This is a genomic window from Pontibacter coccineus, from assembly GCF_030546575.1.
Lineage (GTDB): Bacteria > Bacteroidota > Bacteroidia > Cytophagales > Hymenobacteraceae > Pontibacter > Pontibacter coccineus.
The window spans coordinates 495,120-515,223 of the sequence record NZ_JAUOTN010000002.1; the positions used below are offsets into that span (position 1 = coordinate 495,120).

A 20,104-nucleotide genomic window follows, 5' to 3' on the forward strand; every position below is an offset into this window, starting at 1 on the left:
AAATGGATACCATTAAGCCATACTTAGAGTGGTATATCCTACCCTACTTATTTAGGTGATGGTTTCCCTCGCCGACAGGCTTTTCCATCATCACAACCGGTGTGTGTTATAACATTGTAAAAGAGTCACTTATGGAAAATGGTATTTAAGCTATTTTGGTGGGACTAGTATTATTTTGATAAGAACTTAAGAGAGTATATCTAAAATAGTTGTGACAGTCAATTAGTTGCAGATTATCTTGGTTGTCTTAAGGTTGGGTTGATTTGTAATAACATAAGACGAAGGTGTAAACTACTGAAAAATACGCAGATAGGGGATCAGAATTTTAATTTGCAGTTTTGTATATATTAAAAAATTATGCTTAGTTTGGAGCAATCAAATAGTGTAAAAAGTTTATTTAAATGCTAAATAGGCTTATTTTATTCCTATTCACTTGCTGGCAAACATACTTTGATTCGGTCTTGAAAAAGCCGTAGAGAAGGCCCCTATGTACTTGCCAGTATTGCGACTAAGCTTATTGTAAATCTTACTTATTAAACCTTAATCTTAACTACTATTTATCTTTCAACTCAATTAACAAACCAATGAAAAAACTACTACTATTGAGTTTTGCGCTGGTGTTCGCTCTGCTGCAGCAGGCAGTGGCGCAGGGCAAAACTGTTACGGGTACTGTGACAGACCAGTCGACTGGCCAAGGCCTTCCTGGTGTGGCAGTGCTTGTAAAGGGCACTAGCTCCGGTACAGCGACCGGCGCAGATGGTACTTACTCTATTAGTGTGCCGGCAGACGGAAACACGCTTGTGTTCCGCTTCCTCGGTTACAAAACTACTGAGCGTCCGATTGGAACTTCTGCTTCTATCAATGTGACTTTAGAGATCGACCAGAGACAACTTGATGAAGTTGTGGTGGTTGGTTATGGTACACAGCAGAAAAAAGACGTAACCAGCTCTATCGCGCAGGTAAAAGGTGAGACAATTGCCAACATGGCAACACCATCTTTTGACCAGCAGCTGGCAGGTCGTGCTTCTGGTGTGCAGATCACGCAGCCATCCGGTATCCTGGGTGCTCCTCCAAAGATCAACATCCGCGGTGTAAACTCTATCTCTTCCAACACGCAGCCACTTATCGTAATTGACGGTGTGCCTGCTACGTCTGGTAACCTGGGTGGTTTCACGCCCTCAAACGCACTTGCTGACATTAACCCGAACGATATCGAGTCATTCGAGATCTTGAAGGACGGTGCTGCTACAGCGGTTTACGGTTCACGTGCTTCTAACGGTGTGATCCTGATCACAACGAAACGTGGTAAATCAGGCCAGGCTAAGTTCTCTTACGATGGCTGGGCAGGTTCTGCCAAAGCTATTGAACTACACGACCTGCTAAACGCACGTGAGTTCGTTGAAATCACGAACGAGAAATATGCTAACCTTGGTCAGTCTTCTCCTGCTGTATTGGGTGATGCTGATACTGACTGGAACAAGGAAGTATTCCGTACTGCGTTCCAGCAGAGCCATGCATTCTCTGCAAGCGGCGGTACTGATAAAACAACCTACTACTTCTCTCTTGGTTACTCAAACCAGGAAGGTATTGGCCGTGCTAACAGCCTGGAGCGTTACTCAGTTCGTACAAACCTGCAGACTAAAGTAACCAGCTTCCTTGATTTCGGTTTACAGGCTGGTTTGACCAACCAGATCAACTCTGGTCCGCTTACTGGCTCTAACAACCTTTCCGGTAACATCTTCGGTGTGATCCGTATGCACCCTAACGTGCCGGCACTTGATCCGAATGACCCAACTGGGTATAACATTGATGATCAGAACAACAGATCACTCGGTCGTGGTCCGAACCTGGGTACGATTGCAAACGGTATTCCAAACATCCGTTTCGTGTTGGATAACAACGTACGTAAAGCAACTACTTACCGTGGTCTGGGTAACGTGTTCCTGGATTTTAAACTGGTTGATAACCTGCGTTTCAGAACACAGCTGGGTGCTGACTTAACACTGGTAGACGACTTCCTGTTCAACGACCCACGTCATGGTGACGGTCAGGGTTCTGGCGGTATCGTTTCACAGGCCTACTCTCCAATCAAAGCATGGAACTGGCAGAACATCCTGAGCTACAACAAGTCGTTCAATGAGGTGCACAACCTGGACGTGACTGCTGTACAGGAATACAACAAAACCAGATCCACTTTCTTCCAGGCGCAAGGTACAGGTCTTTCTGACCGTTTCTTCAACGAAAACCTGGTATCTGGCGCTTTTGCTAACCAGTTTGCTTTCGGTGGTATTGGTGAGAATGGTCTTGCTTCTTACCTGGGCCGTTTCAACTACAACTATGCCAGCAAGTACTACATTGGTGCCTCCATGCGTGCTGACGGTCTTTCTAAGCTTTCTCCTGAGAACCGTTGGGGTTATTTCCCTGGTGTGTCTGCAGCCTGGAGAATCTCTGAAGAAGCATTCTTCAAAAACTCATCTGCTCTTAGCGTTATTTCTGACCTGAGACTGCGTGGTAGCTGGGCAGAGGTGGGTAACAACGGCATCTCTGGTAACTATCCATACCTGGGTTCGTTCGGTGCTGCTCAGTACGGTACTTTCAACGGTATCGCATTCAGTAACACAGGTAACCCTGACCTGCGTTGGGAAGCTCAGAAGATCACTGACTTTGGCATCGACCTGGGCTTGTTCGACGGTCGTCTGAACTTGGAATTGGCTTACTGGAAGAAGAATAACTCCGATATCGTTCTTCAGGCGCCAACTCCTCCATCACTGGGTGTGCCTAACAACTTTATCACCCGTAACATCGGTCGCGTTGACAACGACGGTATCGAATTCTCGATCTCTGGTACAGTAATCGACAAGTCTAACTTCAGCTGGAACTCTAACTTCAACTTCTCTACTCAGAATAACGAAGTGAAAGCGCTGGTTGACGGTCAGGACATCGTGTATGAATACACCATCCACCGCGAAGGAGAGTCTATCAACTCGATCTACGGCTACCAGTTCGAAGGCGTGAACAAAGCAAACGGTAACCCAATCTACCGCAAAGGCGATGGCTCGCTGGTACAGGGTAACATCTCTGGCAACGGTGGTTCTGCTAACGTATACTACGGTTACGACCCAGCTAATCCAAACGCGCTTGGAGCACAGTCCTCACTGTCATCTGCTGACAAAGTGATCCTGGGTACTACACTGCCTAAGTGGTTCGGTGGTTTCGACAACAACTTCAAACTGGGTAACTTCGATGCTAACGTGTTCGTGCGTTTCTCAGGCGGTAACAAGATCATGAACCGTACGCGTCAGGACCTTTTGACGATGGCGTTTGAGAACAACGGTCGTGAGGTTCTTGGCAGATGGCAGTCTGCGGAAAACCCAGGTGATGGACAGACTCCTAAACTGGCCGCTGGTGCTAACTACGGTAACTTCATGAACACAAACGGTGAGGCTTCTTCTCGCTTCGTTGAGAGTGGCGACTTCCTGAAAGTGAGCAACCTGTCGCTTGGCTACACACTGCCTAAGACACTATCAGAGCGTATTAGTGTGGATCGTCTGAGAATTTACGCTCAGGTGCAGAACGCTTTCGTGATAACTGACTACACTGGTCTTGACCCAGAAACTTATACTAACCTGAACAACAACAACTTGGGTGTTGATTTTAACGGCCAGCCGCAGCAGCGTGTGTTCACAGTTGGTTTAAACCTTGGCTTCTAATTTCTTAATTCCCTTAAAATGAAAAATAGATCATTCATCAAAAATAAACTGAAGTTAGCGTTGCTCGCCCCTGCGGTGTGCTTTTCCCTGATGCTGACTTCGTGCGAAAAGGAGGTTGTAGAACTTGATCCTTTCGACAGACTTACAGAAGCGAGTGCCTTTACGACTCCTGAGCGTGTAGAACTGGCGGTAGCTGGTGTATATGACGCAGCTCAATCCGGTTTCTATGCCGGTGGTGCCGTACGTGGTTATCCGTTTGGTGCGGCGCATGTGGAGCAGGGAGACAACCGCGGTGAGGACATGCTGAACCTGGAGGCGTTTTACGCCATCACGTACGGTTCAACCTACAATGCGGCCTCTGCTAACAACGTGTACCACTTCGAAACGCTTTATTCGGTTATCAACAAAGCCAATATCGTAATCGAGGGTGTAGAGAAAGCTGTAGCGGATGGTCTGATCACTCCTGAAGTAGGCAATGCTTACCTGGGTGAGGTTCGTATGTTGCGTGCCCTCTCTAACCACGAGTTGCTGGTGCACTTCGCGCGTCCTTACAACCACACAGCCGATGCATCACACCCGGGCGTTCCGATCAGAACGATTCCGGTGAACACGCCGGCCCGTGTAGAAGAGGCAAGACAGCAGGGTAGAAACACAGTAAAAGAAGGTTACGCTGCGGTCCTGGCAGACCTGGACTATGCCGAAGCTAACCTGCCTGATACACGTGCGGCCGGCGCTAAAATTTCAAGAGCAACCAAAGGTGCAGCTATCGCACTTAAGTCTCGCGTGAAACTGCATATGCAAGACTGGCAAGGTGTAGTTACGGAAGGAAACAAGTTAATCACTGGTACTACGACTTTCACAAGTCCAATTGGTGGTTACGCTCTAACCGCTTCACCTGACGCCCCATGGGCAAGCAACTCAAGCAATACTGAGTCAATCTTCTCGTTCATGAACACAGCGAATGATAACGCCAGTGTAAACGGGTCTTTGGGTCAGATGTATTTTGCTGGTTCAGGTGGCCGTGGTCTGGTAGCTATCAGCCCACTTATCTGGAACGCCACTTTCTGGCCGGCAAACGATGCTCGCCGCCAAATCATCACAACTACTTCCCGTGCGATCTTCACAAGAAAGTACAGAGATGCACAGACGCAGACCGACTGGTCACCAATCATTCGATATGCTGAAGTGTTGCTGAACGTGGCTGAAGCTGAGTCAAGACTGGGTAACAATGACAGAGCGCTGGCGCTGCTGAATGCAGTTCGTGGCCGCTCTACCAGCGAAACATACACAGGTCTGACTGGCGATGCCCTGACACAAGCAATTGTGAATGAGCGCCGTATCGAGTTCGTAGGTGAAGGCTTGCGCTGGAAAGACATCCACCGTCTGGCAAAAGAAGGTAAGTTTGGTCCGGCTGGTATACCTGCCAAGGTAGCCTCTACTTCTAACCATATCCCGCAGTACAGTGCGGCTAGCGGTGCGTTCCCGGCTACTACTATACCTTTCATTCCTTATGAAGACTTCCGTTTCATCTGGCCAATTCCAATCTCTGAGATCTCTTCTAACCCTGTGTTAGCTGCTCAGCAAAACCCTGGATACTAAGCCTACCGGATAGTATAAATTTAAAAAGCCCTGTCAGCGTAAGTTGACAGGGCTTTTTGTTTTATTTTTGCTACACGAACTTCTCTATACACCATGGCACTTCTACCAAATTACAGTGGCTATACCTTAGAAGCAGGTATTGACGAGGCTGGCCGCGGCTGCCTGGCGGGCCCTGTGGTGGCCGCTGCCGTCATACTGCCACCAGACTATAGCCACACGCTGCTGAACGATTCGAAGCAACTGAGCCATAAGCAACGGCTGCAACTGCGGGTTGATATTGTACGGGATGCGGTGGTCTGGGCTATAGGAGAGGCAAGCCCCGTTGAGATCGACCGCATCAACATCCTGCAGGCAACCTACCTGGCGATGCACCGGGCCATACAGGGGCTAAGCCTGGAGCCGGAGTACCTGGTGGTGGACGGGAACAGGTTTAAGGTATACGAAGGGCTGCGCCATACCTGTATTGTAAAGGGGGACGGAAAATACCTGTCTATTGCGGCGGCCTCTGTGCTGGCCAAAACGCACCGCGACGAGCTGATGTGTACACTTGCAAAAGAGCACAGCGCGTATGGTTGGGAGCGAAATGCAGGATATCCCACCAAAGAGCATCGCAATAGCATTGCGCAGTTTGGAACTACGCAACACCACCGCCAATCTTTCAGGCTGCTGTCAGAAGAGCAGTTGCTGCTGTTCCCCGATAAAGAGCGTTAAGGCTTATTTAAGCTTTATAAGGTCCAGGAACAGTGTGAAATTGTCGAGAGAGGACTGGCTGTTCTCGAAGTTCTCGAAGCTCATCGGCTTTACGATATAGCCTGCCACATTCAGCTTTTGGGCTGCCATACGGTCCGTCTCTTCGTTTGAGGTGGTCATGATGAAAACCGGGATGTGACTGAACTCCGGCTCATGGCGCAGTTCGGCCAGGAACTCCAGCCCGTTCATGCGCGGCATGTTGATATCGAGCAAAATGACGCTAGGGGCAGGAGATATTTTGGGCACACCGGTCCCGCGCAGCATATCGAGCGCCTCACGGCCATTGCGGGCTACATGGGTTGGGTGTGTAATGCCTATTTTCTTAAGTTCACGTTCTACATTCATAATATCCAGGTAGTCATCTTCTACTAAAAGGATATTAACGTCTTTATTTATCATAGCACTTTTGGAAATTCAATGATCAAAGCTAATATAATTATTTCAATTATACCTGATTTTTCGGCCAGGTAAAACTGAATGTTGCCCCTTGGCCGGGGCTGGAGGCCACCCAAATATTGCCTCCATGGTGCTCTACAATCTTTTTCACGATGGCCAGACCTACCCCCGTACTTTCTACCGCGTCACGCTCCTGCAGGGTCTGGAAAATCACGAAGATACGCTCGTGGTACTGCGGTTCTATACCTGGCCCGTCGTCCGACACCGAGAAGGTATAGAAGTTCTCCGACTCCTGGCAGGTGATGTCAATGCGGCCTTCCTGGCGATGGTGGTATTTGATGGCATTTGAGATCAGGTTGAGGAAAACCTGGTGTAAATGCACCCGCTCTGTATAAACGTGCGGCATGTCAGGCCCGATCTCAATGGTAAAATCCCGCGGTGGCGATGCCATATCTGTTACTTCGGTCAGTAGCTGCTGCACATCCACCATCTCCTGCGCATAACTGTTGCGGTCCACGCGGGCAAGGGCCAGTATACCGTTGATCAGGTTTTCCATGCGGTGTACACGCACACGCATCATCATTAGGTACTCCTTGATGTTGTCAGGCAGGGTCTGGCCCATGTCTTCCTCCACCCACCGCGAGGCCACTTCTATACCTCTCAATGGCGCCTTGAGGTCATGCGATACCACATAGGCGAACTGATCCAGTTCCTTGTTCTTGCGATCCAGCTCCGAGAACGTCTCGTCAATCGTGGCCGACATCCTGTTCAGGGAGTACGAGAGCTGGCTGAGTTCGTCATTGGACGTGTCCACGATCTGGGTCTGGTATTCTCCCTTCGAAATCTTTTTGGCCAGCATCACCATCTTCATGATGCGGTTAGAGATGATGCGGGTAATGTAAAGCGCCCAGCCCAGGCCCAGTAGTACCGACAGTACGGTAAGAACGATGGACACTTGCCTTGTAGTATTGATACTGGTGTTCAGGCGGTCATTTCTTTCTCCCCGCAAGGTATACTCATGAGAGTTGAACACACGGAAGTCGCTTCGGATGGTGTCCATCAGTACTTTCTCGCCCAACACCAGCGTATCGAGCTTCCTGTCGAAGGCCCGGGACGAGTACTCAAGCGTGTCGCCTCTTTTCATCTGGATGAGCGGCTCGGCATATTGCACTATCCAGTTGTCATGCGTGGTAATGATTTTATCGAGTCTGAGTTGCTGATTCTCGGAAGCGGTATAGCTTCTGACGTCTTCGCGCAGCCTGGGGAGGATGCGTTTGGCCTCGTGGTAAGGCTCCAGGAATACTTCGTTTCCGTTGAGCAGGTAGCCCCGCAAACCCGCCTCCATGTCGATAATGTTACGCTGCAGGGAGGCAGAGTTGCGGACCACGATCTGAGAGCGCGATACCCAGCGCATGTTTTCGATCACATCCTCCGACAACCTGAAGTTCACGATGGCAACGGTGGTGAAAAGCAGTGACATCAGGACGAACCCGATAAACAGCTTGGTGGATAGCTTCATGGAATATTATCTGATGAACGCCAGACTGAGCTTTTGATAAGACAGACGATATGCTGCTAAGTTAGTAAAAAGGACGCTAAGCAACCTAAAAGGCAGGGCAAAACGCGTAGCAGCTGGCTGTCTGGGCAAAAATGAGGCGGGCACACATATCCTGTGTGCTAAGTGGTGGTGAGAAGTAAATGGCATTCCTTTTGGCTAAAAAAGTGTCGGGTGGATGTACGCACCGGCCTTTGCAAGGTTATGCACAAAGGGGTGTGGATAAAGGCCTTCGGGAGGACAGGGGTAGGAAATTCCCCCGAGAAATAGCGTTTAAGCTATACAAATCTTGTTCCTGCATAAAATTTCGGAAGCGGTTTTATTTTACTTAATTTTGGGCATCTACTTTATAGCAATCAAATCTGATATGGAACTCAAGAAAATAGCTTTGAATGATGTGCACGAGTCGCTGGGAGCGAAGATGGTGCCTTTTGCTGGATACAACATGCCGGTGCGCTACTCGTCCGATCTGGATGAGCACAACACGGTGCGCAATGCGGTCGGTATATTCGACGTGTCGCACATGGGCGAGTTTATGGTGAAAGGACCGCACGCACTCGACCTAATCCAGCGCATCACCACAAACGATGCCTCTAAACTGACGCCCGGCAAGATCCAGTACTCCTGCTTCCCGAACGAGGAGGGCGGCATCGTAGACGACCTGTTGGTGTACTGCATGGCCGAAAACGAGTACATGCTGGTGGTAAACGCCTCCAACATCGACAAAGACTGGGCCTGGGTGAACAAGTACAACACCAAAGGGGCGGAGCTGGAGAATATTTCGGATGAGATGTCGCTGTTTGCCGTGCAGGGACCGAAGACGGTAGAGGCGCTTACTTCGCTTACTTCAGTGGACCTGGGCAGCATGGCTTACTATAGCTTCGAGAAGGGAGAATTTGCCGGTGTGCCTGATGTTATACTCTCTGCCACAGGCTACACCGGTTCCGGCGGATTTGAGATCTATGTGAAGAACGAGGACGCCAAAAAGGTATTCGACGCGATCATGGAAGCGGGCAAAGAACATGGCATCAAGCCGATCGGACTGGGGGCCCGCGACACGCTGCGCCTTGAAATGGGCTTCTGCCTCTACGGCAACGACATCAGCGACACGACTTCTCCTCTGGAGGCTGGTCTGGGCTGGATCACCAAGTTCGATAAGGAATTTGTGAATGCTGAGAACCTGAAAGAGCAAAAGGCAGCCGGTGTGCAGCGCAAGCTGGTTGGTTTCGAGATGCTGGAGAAGGCTATACCTAGAGCGCATTACGAGATCGTGAACGCCGCAGGCGAGCAGATCGGTGAAGTAACGTCCGGCACCATGTCACCGTCGCTGGGCAAAGGCATCGGGATGGGATACGTGCAGACCGAATACAGCAAGCCGGGCACCGAAGTATTTGTACGCGTGCGCAACAAAGACATGAAAGGCCAGATCGTGAAACCGCCGTTTGTGAAGAAGTAGATTAATTGTTGATGGTTAAATTGTTAATTGGTTGTTCGCAGTGCCGAGCTTTTTAACAATTTAACCATTAAACCATTTAGCAATTTAAATAAATGCCAAGTATAGATGTGTGTTACAGCCCGGAGCTGTTGCACTTGTATGAACTAGAGGGGAAGGCAGTGGTGGCGGTGGATGTTCTGCGTGCTACCTCTACGATGGTGACAGCCTTTGCGCATGGCGCCACCGATATTATACCTGTGATGGAGCTGGAGGAGTGCCGTTCCTACGCAGAGCAGGGCTGCCTGACCGCGGCTGAGCGTAACGGTATCAAGGCTGAGGGTTTCGATCTGGGCAATTCTCCTTTCGCTTACATGAACGGACAGGTGCAAGGCCGCACCGTGGCCATCACGACCACCAACGGCACTCGTGCCATCCGTTTGTCGGAGACTGCCGAGGAGATTGTGGTGGGCGCGTTTCTAAACCTGGAAGCTGTAGCGGAGCACCTGCGCGGTTTGCAGTTGGATGTGCTGGTAGTATGCGCCGGCTGGAAAGGTAAGTTCAATCTCGAAGACACGCTGTTTGCCGGTGCGCTGGCCGAGCGGCTGCAGGGCGAATTTGAATTTGAGAACGACGCCACCCTGGCCTCGCTATACCTGTACCACGCTGCCAAAGACGATATGGTCGCTTTCCTGCGTCAATCCTCCCACGTGCGCCGCCTCGAAAACCTCGAAATCCACAAAGACATTGAGTTCTGCCTCCAGCACGACACCTACAACGTGCTACCCGTCTGGAAAGGGGACAGGCTGGTAGACCTTAAGAGTATGGAAGTAAAAAAGTAAGAAAGGTAGAAAATTTGGGAATTCGGGTGATGAAGGACGTGTAGGGACAGGTTGCGACCTGTCCGAATCGTGCACGAATTTGTAAAAACAGCGCTGTGTTTTTCTAAGGCCTACGCGAGATGTTGATCGCGCATTAAAAAAGCTGGTGCTTCTGCAAAAGCAGAGGCACCAGCTTTTTTGTTCTTGGACAGGTATAGGCAGGAGTATTTTACCATAAGCCTCTGTGATTTAAGAGTAAACTTACACGTCATAACTCTCAAACTCCTTAACTCACTAACTCCCAAACTTACTTCAGTTTCTCGTTCTGCTTATGTCGTTCGCTGTCGCGGTTGGTTTTCTTTTCCAGGTTTTTGCGGAGGGCTTCGGTCAGGTCTATACCTGTCTGGTTGGCGATGCAGATGAGCACGAAGAGTACATCGGCCAGCTCGTCGGATAGTTGCTTGCCCTCATCGCTTTTCTTGAACGACTGCTCGCCGTACTGCCGGGACATGATGCGGGCCACTTCGCCCACTTCCTCTGTCAGGATGGCCATGTTGGTGAGTTCGTTGAAATAGCGAACTCCGTTCTCTTTGATCCAGTTGTCAACGATGGTTTGGGCTTCGGCGATGGTCATAGGTATAGGGCCTTTGGTTATTTGCCAAATTTAATGACAAAATCCACATAAGGCACCCCAATAGGTATAGCTTCGGCAATATCACGGTTGTTAATAAAAGCCAGGTCAACCGTCAGGCGCTCTCCCATAAACCGGATGCCATATGAGAACACGCCATAGTAGCTATCCCAAGGTACCAGCCAGTTCTCGGAAACAACCCCAATCCGACTACTCAATCGCTTCATACCGCTCAGGGTGATAACAGGCTTGCTAGAAAGTTCGCCATCTACAAAGCCATAGCCCATACCTAATGTGGCGTTGTCGTCGGAGTTGCCATAGGTCACAATACCATAGCCTATTCCTAAGCCCGAGAAGTCTTCTCCAACCCCGATCACATTCATGTAAAGCAGGCCGCCACCGGCCCGCCATTTGTTGTTGATCTCAAACGTGGCCTTTGGCGTGAGGTAAAAAGCGGGTGTACCGGAGAAAGTAGAAATCAGCTCGAAACCACCACCCATGGTGATGTTGTCAGTGATGCCGATGTTAAATGAGTTGAGTACGAGGTAAGTGTTCTGGTAGTAGGCTTCCCCTTTTTTGAGGCTGAAGGCAGACGGAGAGAAGAGGTAGCGGGTTGCGTTGGGGTTTTCGAACCAATACGCACCGTCGTGCATGCGGCTGTCGTCAATGATCTGGGTGCTTTTGATCTGGGTATGCGGAATCAGGATTTCGCCGGCGCTATCGGTTTGCAGGCGGATGCCGCCATCCGTTTGCCCCAAAAAGATACCCTGAATGACAGAGCCGTCGCGGGTTTCCACGATCCAGCGCTTGCCCACCACGCTTTTGGTGAGTGTGGTGTCGGTCTGGGCTTGAGCTGCGGTTGCTATACCTGTCAGCAAGAAGGCGCAAAGCAGCAGCCAGCCAAGGAGTTGCGGCAGCCACGCTGCCAGGTAAGGTATAGCTTTCATATAAACCGTCCGATGAGGTATAGCTGATTCAGGTAGAAATATAGCTGTTATATCTTTTGCTTTTCCAGACTGCCTCAGAAATATTCGGGGCGGTTTATTCCCGGTTTTTGGAGTCGATGGTAATCGTAACCGGCCCGTCGTTGAGCAGGGCTACTTTCATATCGGCACCGAACTCGCCGGTCTGCACTTTCTTGCCCAGGGCCTCTTCCAGCAGCGCCACAAAACGCTCATACAAAGGGATCGCCACCGCAGGAGGAGCCGCCTGGATGTAAGAAGGGCGGTTGCCTTTTTTGGTGAGGGCGTAAAGCGTGAACTGGCTGATCACCAAGACATCGCCCTGCACGTCCTGCACACTCAGGTTCATTTTATCGTCGGCATCACTAAAAATGCGGAGCTGCACCACCTTGTTGGCGATCCACTTCAGGTCCTCTTCGGTATCGTCGTTGGTAAAGCCGGCAAGCAGCAGCAGGCCCAGGCCGATATCGCCCTTTATTTGATTATCGATGGTAACAGATGCCTGGGTAACGCGTTGGACAACGATGCGCATAAGGTATACCTTTGGTTCAGCAGCAAAGGTAGGGTTTCTGAGTTATTTATACCTTGGCCAGCGGCTGCCTAATCCACATAGCCCTCATACCTGATCCGGTTCACTTTACCGTTTTTCAGGAAGAAGCGCAGCGAAATAGGAGCGCCTTCTACCGAAGTGGCCACGATCTCGGAGTTGGTTTGCAGGATGCGCACGTCAAAGTTCTTGAGTTTGGTCATCAGCTCGGGCTGGCCCATGCCCACCTTCATGTTGTTGCGCAGGGCTATACCTGCATTGCGGATATCAGCCACCTGCAGCAACAGGTCACCGGTCTGGCTAGGGGCATAGAGCTCGATCACCGATTCCCCAAAGCGGATAGTATAGATCGTGTCCGTGATAGCAGGGCGGTGCATGTTCTCTACCGGGTCGGCATCAAGGGTGAAGTCGGCGTTGATGCGGGCAAAGTAGGCGTCCAGCTTTTTGCTTTGGCGGTAGTCGGACAGAAACGGGTTACCCAGAAAATCGATGGTGGAAGGCGGGCCGCTTGGCTGGCGACGGGCCAGCAGCGTGTCGGGCTCCATTTGTTTCCGGCTGCGCTCCCGGGGTTCTTCTGTTTGCTCTTCATGCGTGCCCTCCGAGCTGCAGGCGCCCGCGGTGGTGCTGATCAGCAACAGCAGGACCAGCAGGCGTACAGAGAGGCTGTACCTGTATCGTGGGCTGAGGCTGAAAAGATGTAACATGGTGGCAGTTAAAAAGCGGGGAAGCAGATTATACTTTTCATACGAGAACAGACGTTCTTAAAGTTTTGTTTAAATGGAAATTTATTCTGTAGATTCTGCGGATGAGAAAGCATAATTTTGCGGCAAATATCCGCATTTATGTCATTACAACAAATAGCTTTGGTCACTTGCCAGAGCCTGGGCGATTATACAACCAACGCCGACAGCGAAGATGAGCGCCTATACCGTTTTTTGGCCGAAAAAGGCCACAAAATTTCTTTTCAGGTATGGGACGATGCCCAGGTCGACTGGACCGCCTTTGACACCCTCATCATCAAATCGCCCTGGGATTACTTCGATAAAATAAACACCTTCTATACCTGGCTCAACAAGCTGGAGGCACTGGGCTGCAGGGTGCTCAACCCGGTGAAAACGCTGCGCTGGAATGCTGATAAGCAGTACTTTAAAGACATGCAGACGCAAGGTGTTACGATTGTGCCCACCGTGTGGCTGGAGCAGAGCAGCACCTTCGATCCTGACAGCGTGTTCGAGGCGATCGGGCAGGAGAAGATCATCGTGAAACCACGCGTGAGCGGGGCAGCCAAGAACACCCTGGCCATCAGCAGAGCCGAGGCCGGCAACTACACAGCCCGCATCAACGCCTTGCTGCAGGAAGAGCCTTTTCTGGCGCAGCCTTTCCTTGAGGAGATCAAAACGCAGGGTGAGTGGTCCTTCATTTTCTTCAACGGCAGGTATAGCCACGCGGTACTCAAAAAAGCCAGGCCGGGCGACTTCCGGGTGCAGCACTTTTTTGGAGGGAGCGTGCATACGCCAACGCCTCCAGCCGGCATGCTGCAGACGGCCACTACTATTGCTGAGCAGTTTGCGCAAGACTGCCTGTATGCCCGTGTGGATGGGGTGGAACTGAACGGCGAACTGGTGCTGATGGAACTTGAACTGATCGAGCCCTTCCTGTTCCTGAGCACAAGCGAGGGAGCCCTGGAGCGCTACTACCAGGCTTTCCTGGAATTGACAGAGCAGCCTGCCGCCAGGTCATAGCCTATACCTTGCCCTGAAACACGAGCACGGGCAGCGGTGCGTGCAGCACCATTTTCTTGGCCAGGCTGGGGTTGAAGAGCGATTCAAGCGTGCCACGCTCCTGGGTAGCCAGGGCCAGCAGGTCGATGTTTTCGCTGCGGGCAAAGTCCTGCAGGGATTGGGCTACATCCTCCCCTTCGAGCAGGGCATAGCGGATGTCGTTTTCGGGAGCGCTCTGCTGTAGGTTCTGTTGCAGCGCCAGCAGTTTTTCCCGGTCTTCCTCCGGATCGTCCGAAATGTGCACACAGTAGATCATGGGTTGCAGATGGCCGAACAACTGCCGGATGCGGTCTATGTCGGCCACGTCCGTCTTGCCGATGTCAGTGGCGTAGAGGATGCGGCCAGGTATAGCGCCATCGTGTTGATTCGGTATTGTCAGGACAGGCACGCTCGCTTCGTCGATCACCTTGGTTGATACGGTCCCAAACACTGCCCGTCCGAAGCTCGACTCGCCTTTGGTGTTCATGATGACCAGGGCGGGGCGGAAGCGCTCCGCCTGCTCGGGTATTTCCTCTTCTGGCAGGCCGTGGGTAAAGGTCCGCTCGATGTGCAAACTGCTGCCCATGCTGCGGGCCTTCTGCTTTAACTCTTCATAGAGCACTTCGAGTTGCTCCAGTGCCTCGGTTTCGTTGCGGTGCAGCACACCCTCCGCCAGCCGCTCCGAGGGGTTCAGGTTGGCAGCGCTGGCAGGCACCGCATCAGCCAGGTAATCCTGAAAGCAGTGGAGCACCAACAACCTGGCCCCGGGAACGCCGGCCGCAAGCTGCAGCGCATAGTGGCAGGCCTTGTTAGAGCCTTCTGAAAAATCGACAGGTGTGAGAATCCGAAACATGTTAGCAGGTTTGAGTAGGCCCCTTTATACGCAGCCAGACACGTGCAGGTACAGGCCCTGGCCGCTAAACAGGTATAGAATCAGGATATTTGCGATATGAATTGGGGCTGTAACCGCTATACGCGGTGGATTTCTAATTTTTTCGGTTAATTTGTGGCTTCATACACCCCACTATGCCGAAACGCATTGTCTTTTTCTTCATCGCATTTGTAGCACTTGCCTCCCTGGTCTATTATGGCTTTAGCAGGTGGCAGGACGCACAGCAGAAGGTGGACCTCTGGACGCTGGTGCCCGAGACGGCGGCTTTTGTGGTGGAGACCAACAACCACAGCGACCTCAAAAAGCACCTGGAGGAGACCGACTTATGGGAAAGTTTCTCGGTGCTTCCGGTGGTGCAGCGTTTTCAGGAGAACATGGCCATGCTCGACAGCGTGGCGCCCGGCAACCAGCGCCTCGAACGGTTCCTCGACAAGAAACATATCCTCACCTCCGTGCACGTGCTTGGCAAGACCGATGTGGAGTTTGTGTACTACATCCCCGTGGTATCGGTGGGCGAGCACCGTTTTCTGCGCACGCTCAGCGAGAATATCATCAAAAACCCGCTCTTTAAAGAAGAGATTCGCGAATACCAGGGCGTGTTGCTCACCGATGTGACCAATACGCAGCTGGGGAATGGCTTTACCTACTTTTCTTTCCATAACAACATCATCCTGAGTGCCTCGCCCGTTTTGGTGGAGGAGATCGTGCGCCGCATCAACCGTGGCAAGCTCAACTCCATTGCCGCTGACTACAAAAAGGTGAACTACCTGAGCCAGGCCGATGTGTACGCCAACGTGTTTGTGAACTACCGCGCCCTGCCCGACCTGTTTGGCCTTTTTCTGCAGGAGGAGCTGATGCCGCAGGTACGCTACCTGAGCAGCTTTTGCCGCAACGCCATGCTGGAGCTCAAACTCGATCAGAACAAGGTTTTCCTGAACGGCTTTTCGAACCCGGAAACGCTGAAAGGCTCTTTTCAGGCGCAACTGAAACCTTCCAGGCCGCGCCCACTCGATATCAAACTGCTGCTGCCCACACGCACAGCCATCCTGATGCACTTTGGGGTGGGGGAGGTGGCGCGCCTGCGCGACGGCAAGGCGCCCAACGACGCCTACAGCCCTGCTATCGACAGCCTGGCCCGGTCTTTTAGTCAGGAGGTGGCGCTCGCCTACATGGAGTCCTACAACATGAACACGAGCCCCGACAAAATGGTGATTGCCCGCATGGAAAGCAGTGGCAAAACAGGGGGCCGCTTTCAGGCCTTGGCACAACAGGTGAGCAAAGCGCGGAACGAAAAGATCTATACCGAAAAGTACGGCAACTATACCTTGCAGCTGCTGGACCTGGAAGAACTGCCTGCCCGTTTGTTTGGCAGTCTGTTCGCTGGGTTTGAGCAGAGCTACGTGCTGCAGCTCGACAACTACATGATTTTCTCACCGGACATAGCCAGCCTGCGTGCCCTCATCGACGATATCAATGCAGGCGAGGTATGGGGGCGTTCCGTGGCACAGAAGGCCTTTCTGGAGGAAACCCTGCAAGAGGGTAACTTTAGTCTATACCTGAACACCGTGAACGCCTGGTATATCCTGAACCGCTATGTGCAGGAAGAGAACCGCGAGGACCTGTTGCAGAACTCCAGCTTGATCCGGAAATTTAACCAGGTGAGCGTGCAGTTCGCCCGCGCTGAAAACCAATATTATACCAGTATGCTGTTCAGGAGGCAGGAGCGCCACACCGATGGCGTGCAGGGAGGGTTTGAAGAAGAGCTGGCCATCCCTTTTGCAAGTCGCCTGATATCACCGCCCTATCCGATCCAGAATGCCATAGACCGCAGTCGTGAAGTAGTGGTGCAGGACTCGATGCTGGTGCTGCACAACATCACCTCTACCGGCAGCCGTGGCTGGACAGATTCGGTTCAGGCCCAGGTAATCGGTAGCCTGCAGCAGGTGGAGTTGGGCAGCGAAAAGCGGTTGCGCTATGTGTTTGCCACGGCCACCCGCATACATGCCATCGACCACCTGGGGCGCGATCTGGAGAACTTTCCGTTTAACGTGGGCGATACCCTGCGCCTGCAGCGCCTGGCCGTGTTCGATTTCCAGAAAAACCGTGACTACCGCTTTTTGGTAGATGACGCCCTGGGCAACCTGTACATGTTCGACACACGCGGCAACGCTATACCTGGCTGGCAGCCCCGCCGCATGGACTACCGCCTGGCAGCCACCCCGCAGCACGTGCGGGTAGGCGGTCGTGATGTTATCCTGGTGCTGCTTGAAAACGGCTATGTGTATGCCCTCAACTCCAAAGGCGAAACATATCCGGGCTTTCCGTTCAGTTTGCGGGTACCGATCACTTCCGAAGCTGTTATCCGGGCGGGCACCGACCTGCGCCGCTCCGTGGTAACGGTGGTGTCGCGCTATGGCGAGGTGGTGCAGTTTAACCTGCAGGGCCAGGTAATGGACCGGGAGCAACTGCCACGACCAAGCAAAAGCGCCATGTTCGATCTCGTGCCTGATGCCGGCGGCCGCTCCTACATGATTGTGCGGCAGGACCAGGGCAAAGTTGCCGCTTTTGATCAGGACCTGAAAGAGCTGTTTGAGAAGCGCTTCGTCACATCAGCGCCCAAAATTGTGCAGTACTTTAACTTCGGGGGCGGCAACCAGGTATACGCCATCACCGAAACCGGCCCGCAGAAAACCTACCTCTACGGCCCGGATGCCCGCCTGATAGGAGGCAGATCGCTGGAAAGCAACCAGGCCGTCAGCATCCACTACAACGAGGTGGGCAACAACTACTCGGTGTTCAAAGTGTTCCGCAACGAACTGCAGAAGCTGAATTTCAAGCTGCCAAATTAGGACAGTTCAGTACTCCTCACAGTATTTTATTAAATAGAGTCAATCTACTTTATTTGTCATCCTGGAAGGATCTTGGTTGCTATGATTAGTAACTGTTATTCAGGGCTCGGATTTCAAAAATCGCAGGTATGGGTTCTCACTTTTAATCAACTCCATTTTCTTTTCACGACTCCAGCTTTTCAGCTCCTTTTCTCTATCAATGGCATGCTGTACATAAGTATAGCGTTCATAGTAGAGAAGCTTGTAGCAGAAGTAGCGTCCTGCAAAAGTTTCGGGCTTTCCTCGGTTTTCCCTGTGCTGTTCAAGCCGATACATTAGATCATTTGTCACTCCTACATAAAGCACCGTTCTGCTCGGGTTAGTAGTTATGTAGACAAAGTAATTTTGACTTTTCATAGCTTCGGCTTAACCTCCCTTCTACCAAGTTTCTTTCAGAATGACATAATATTTGGGTTCCGTTTTAAAAATTGTCGCTTCTGCCTAAGGTATAAGTAGTAAAGAAATTAATCAGTTTAGGAATAGGAAGAAGTAATAAAATTCTAAAAGCTCTTAAACCAGCCCTTCTTATAGAACAGGTATAGCTGCACCATGACCAGGGCGGTCATCAGGATGATCAGGGTCGGGTAGCTGTAGGGCAGGTATAGCTCAGGCATACTCAGCCGGAATACCTCGCCTGTGTCGGGGTCCTGGCGCGCGAAGTTCATGCCATACAACCCGGCAATAAAACTCAGTGGGATGAAAATACTCGAAATGATGGTGAGTACTTTCATGATCTCGTTCATGCGGTTGTTCACTGTGGACATGTACAACTCCACCAGGCTCGTCGACATTTCCTTATGGCTGTCGATCAGGTCGATCAGCTGGACGGAGTGGTCGTAGGCGTCGCGGAAGTATACTTTCAGTTTGTCAGGTATAATATCCTCGTCCATGCGCAGCAGTTCGTTCATTTTGTCGCGCTCGGGCCAGGCAATGCGCCGCAGCTTGGTCAGCTCGTTTTTGAGGTCCAGTGTTTCCCGCAACGCCTGCTTCGACGGGTTGTCCAGAATCTTCTGCTCCAGTACCTCAATGTAAGTCCCGATAGCCGCCATCACCGGGAAATAGTAATCCAATACTACGTCCAGAATAGCATACACCAGGTACATGGGCGGTCGCTGCCGGATGATGCCTTTGCCAACCCGGATGCGCTCGCGGAGCGGGTCCAGGCAGTCTTCGTAGTCGCTTTGCAAAGTGAGCACGTAGTTGGGCCCCGAGAAAACCGAGAGTTGGACGTCGTCCAGGCTATGATGCTCTTCCTTCCAGCGAAGCATGCGGGTGATGATGAAGAGGCGGTTGTCGAGCTCGTCTACTTTCGGACGCTGGTAATCGTTGATCACGTCCTCCATTTGCAGGGAGTGTATGTCGAAGTCCTGCTTGAGCAACTCCAGCATGGTGAGGTCAGCGTATCCCCGGATGTCGATCCAGTGTGTAGCCTCTGGCTGCGACTTTACCTGCTGCACCAGTTCGGCGTAAGAAACCAGCTCCTGCTCTTTGAACATTTGCTCGTTGAAGGACATCAGGAAGTAGCGTGGGGCATGCGCCTCAAAAGGTATAAAGAGGGAGCCCGGACTGATGCCGATCTTACGGTCCAGGATTTTGTGTCGGGAGCGGTGTCGTTTCTTTTTAGCCATGGTGTTGCCGAGGGTATAATGCAGCTGTACAAGGTAGTGAAAATTAGGTTTCACTTTATGGTTGTGGTAGTGCTGGGGTGATGCAGTTGAAAGCTTTTAGCTGTAGCATGGCTTAATGGTGCGATCGTTCACGCTCGTGACGGCTATGGAGGGGCCTGGACCAGGTATAGCTATAATTGCCGAGGCTATACCTATACCTATACCTGGTGTAGCTTCAGCCTGTCTATACCTTAAGGTAATTGGTTTCATTGCTTCGCCTGTGCGGCGGGCCCTCACTTTTTTCCTTGATGGGGGTAGGGGGCCTCGATAAAGAAAAAAGTAAGCAAAAAAATCAAGACGATTTTAAACTCGCTGACCGCTCAGACACAAAATCGTCGTTTGTGCACCTGGCAACGCTGCTTGCTTCGTAGTTAGCGTGCAAGTAAGTCTTTTAATGCGTGCCAGTGGAGTGTGACAGGTGCCATGAAGCTTATACCTATGAAGTAGTAGCGGCAGATTCCCCGCCTTGGATAAGGAGGGGTTAGGGGCAATGT

17 protein-coding genes are annotated in these 20,104 nt (G+C 51.5%); 7 read left to right on the plus strand and 10 right to left on the minus strand.

What is annotated here, in order from left to right; translation table 11 throughout:
- The first annotated feature begins 584 nt into the window (after positions 1–584).
- The 3 genes from Q4E40_RS06145 (at position 585) to Q4E40_RS06155 (ending at position 6,020) form a co-directional block, all read left to right on the plus strand.
- Positions 585–3,710, plus strand: a complete 3,126-nt coding sequence (locus Q4E40_RS06145) for a SusC/RagA family TonB-linked outer membrane protein (protein ID WP_303410739.1) — start codon at positions 585–587, stop codon at positions 3,708–3,710.
- 18 nt (positions 3,711–3,728) lie between these two features.
- On the plus strand, positions 3,729–5,309 hold the full coding sequence (locus Q4E40_RS06150) for a RagB/SusD family nutrient uptake outer membrane protein (RefSeq protein WP_303410740.1): 1,581 nt from the start codon (positions 3,729–3,731) through the stop codon (positions 5,307–5,309).
- A 93-nt stretch (positions 5,310–5,402) separates the two neighbouring features.
- Positions 5,403–6,020, plus strand: a complete 618-nt coding sequence (locus Q4E40_RS06155; RefSeq protein WP_303410742.1) for a ribonuclease HII — start codon at positions 5,403–5,405, stop codon at positions 6,018–6,020.
- Positions 6,021–6,023: 3 nt separating this feature from the next.
- Here Q4E40_RS06155 and Q4E40_RS06160 read toward each other — a convergent pair whose 3' ends face one another.
- The gene (locus tag Q4E40_RS06160) at positions 6,024–6,458 is read right to left on the minus strand and encodes a response regulator (protein WP_303410744.1); all 435 of its coding nucleotides are present in this window, start codon (positions 6,456–6,458) and stop codon (positions 6,024–6,026) included.
- A gap of 46 nt (positions 6,459–6,504) precedes the next feature.
- Positions 6,505–7,974 carry a sensor histidine kinase gene (locus Q4E40_RS06165; RefSeq protein WP_303410746.1) on the minus strand — a complete coding sequence of 490 codons (1,470 nt, stop codon included), beginning with the start codon at positions 7,972–7,974 and terminating at the stop codon, positions 6,505–6,507.
- A gap of 403 nt (positions 7,975–8,377) precedes the next feature.
- Here Q4E40_RS06165 and gcvT point away from each other — a divergent pair, with 403 nt between their 5' ends.
- Both gcvT and Q4E40_RS06175 read left to right on the plus strand, forming a co-directional pair.
- Positions 8,378–9,466 (plus strand): glycine cleavage system aminomethyltransferase GcvT, encoded by a 1,089-nt coding sequence (gene gcvT / locus Q4E40_RS06170; protein WP_303410747.1) that lies wholly within the window; start codon positions 8,378–8,380, stop codon positions 9,464–9,466.
- Between the two features lie 92 nt (positions 9,467–9,558).
- Positions 9,559–10,284, plus strand: a complete 726-nt coding sequence (locus tag Q4E40_RS06175) for a 2-phosphosulfolactate phosphatase (protein ID WP_303410748.1) — start codon at positions 9,559–9,561, stop codon at positions 10,282–10,284.
- A 286-nt stretch (positions 10,285–10,570) separates the two neighbouring features.
- Here Q4E40_RS06175 and Q4E40_RS06180 read toward each other — a convergent pair whose 3' ends face one another.
- The 4 genes from Q4E40_RS06180 to Q4E40_RS06195 form a co-directional block, all read right to left on the minus strand.
- Entirely contained in the window at positions 10,571–10,897 is a 327-nt protein-coding gene (locus tag Q4E40_RS06180; protein ID WP_303410750.1) for a nucleotide pyrophosphohydrolase, read from the minus strand.
- Positions 10,898–10,914: 17 nt separating this feature from the next.
- Positions 10,915–11,841, minus strand: a complete 927-nt coding sequence (locus tag Q4E40_RS06185) for a hypothetical protein (protein ID WP_303410751.1) — start codon at positions 11,839–11,841, stop codon at positions 10,915–10,917.
- A gap of 94 nt (positions 11,842–11,935) precedes the next feature.
- Positions 11,936–12,388 carry a D-aminoacyl-tRNA deacylase gene (dtd, locus tag Q4E40_RS06190; protein WP_303410752.1) on the minus strand — a complete coding sequence of 151 codons (453 nt, stop codon included), beginning with the start codon at positions 12,386–12,388 and terminating at the stop codon, positions 11,936–11,938.
- Between the two features lie 68 nt (positions 12,389–12,456).
- The gene (locus Q4E40_RS06195) at positions 12,457–13,107 is read right to left on the minus strand and encodes a hypothetical protein (protein ID WP_303410753.1); all 651 of its coding nucleotides are present in this window, start codon (positions 13,105–13,107) and stop codon (positions 12,457–12,459) included.
- A 138-nt stretch (positions 13,108–13,245) separates the two neighbouring features.
- Between Q4E40_RS06195 and Q4E40_RS06200 the strand changes: the two genes are divergently transcribed.
- Positions 13,246–14,145 (plus strand): ATP-grasp domain-containing protein, encoded by a 900-nt coding sequence (locus tag Q4E40_RS06200; protein ID WP_303410754.1) that lies wholly within the window; start codon positions 13,246–13,248, stop codon positions 14,143–14,145.
- A 1-nt stretch (position 14,146) separates the two neighbouring features.
- On the opposite strand, the gene Q4E40_RS06205 is transcribed toward Q4E40_RS06200, so the two are convergent.
- Positions 14,147–15,016 carry a universal stress protein gene (locus Q4E40_RS06205; RefSeq protein WP_303410755.1) on the minus strand — a complete coding sequence of 290 codons (870 nt, stop codon included), beginning with the start codon at positions 15,014–15,016 and terminating at the stop codon, positions 14,147–14,149.
- A 173-nt stretch (positions 15,017–15,189) separates the two neighbouring features.
- Between Q4E40_RS06205 and Q4E40_RS06210 the strand changes: the two genes are divergently transcribed.
- Positions 15,190–17,904, plus strand: coding sequence for a hypothetical protein (locus Q4E40_RS06210; RefSeq protein WP_303410756.1), 2,715 nt, complete (start codon positions 15,190–15,192; stop codon positions 17,902–17,904).
- Positions 17,905–18,003: 99 nt separating this feature from the next.
- Here Q4E40_RS06210 and Q4E40_RS06215 read toward each other — a convergent pair whose 3' ends face one another.
- From Q4E40_RS06215 to Q4E40_RS06225, 3 genes are all read right to left on the minus strand, one after another.
- The gene (locus tag Q4E40_RS06215) at positions 18,004–18,300 is read right to left on the minus strand and encodes a GIY-YIG nuclease family protein (RefSeq protein ID WP_303410758.1); all 297 of its coding nucleotides are present in this window, start codon (positions 18,298–18,300) and stop codon (positions 18,004–18,006) included.
- 143 nt (positions 18,301–18,443) lie between these two features.
- Positions 18,444–19,625, minus strand: coding sequence for a magnesium/cobalt transporter CorA (corA, locus tag Q4E40_RS06220; protein ID WP_303410759.1), 1,182 nt, complete (start codon positions 19,623–19,625; stop codon positions 18,444–18,446).
- A gap of 42 nt (positions 19,626–19,667) precedes the next feature.
- Positions 19,668–19,820 carry a hypothetical protein gene (locus tag Q4E40_RS06225; RefSeq protein WP_303410760.1) on the minus strand — a complete coding sequence of 51 codons (153 nt, stop codon included), beginning with the start codon at positions 19,818–19,820 and terminating at the stop codon, positions 19,668–19,670.
- Positions 19,821–20,104 lie beyond the last annotated feature (284 nt).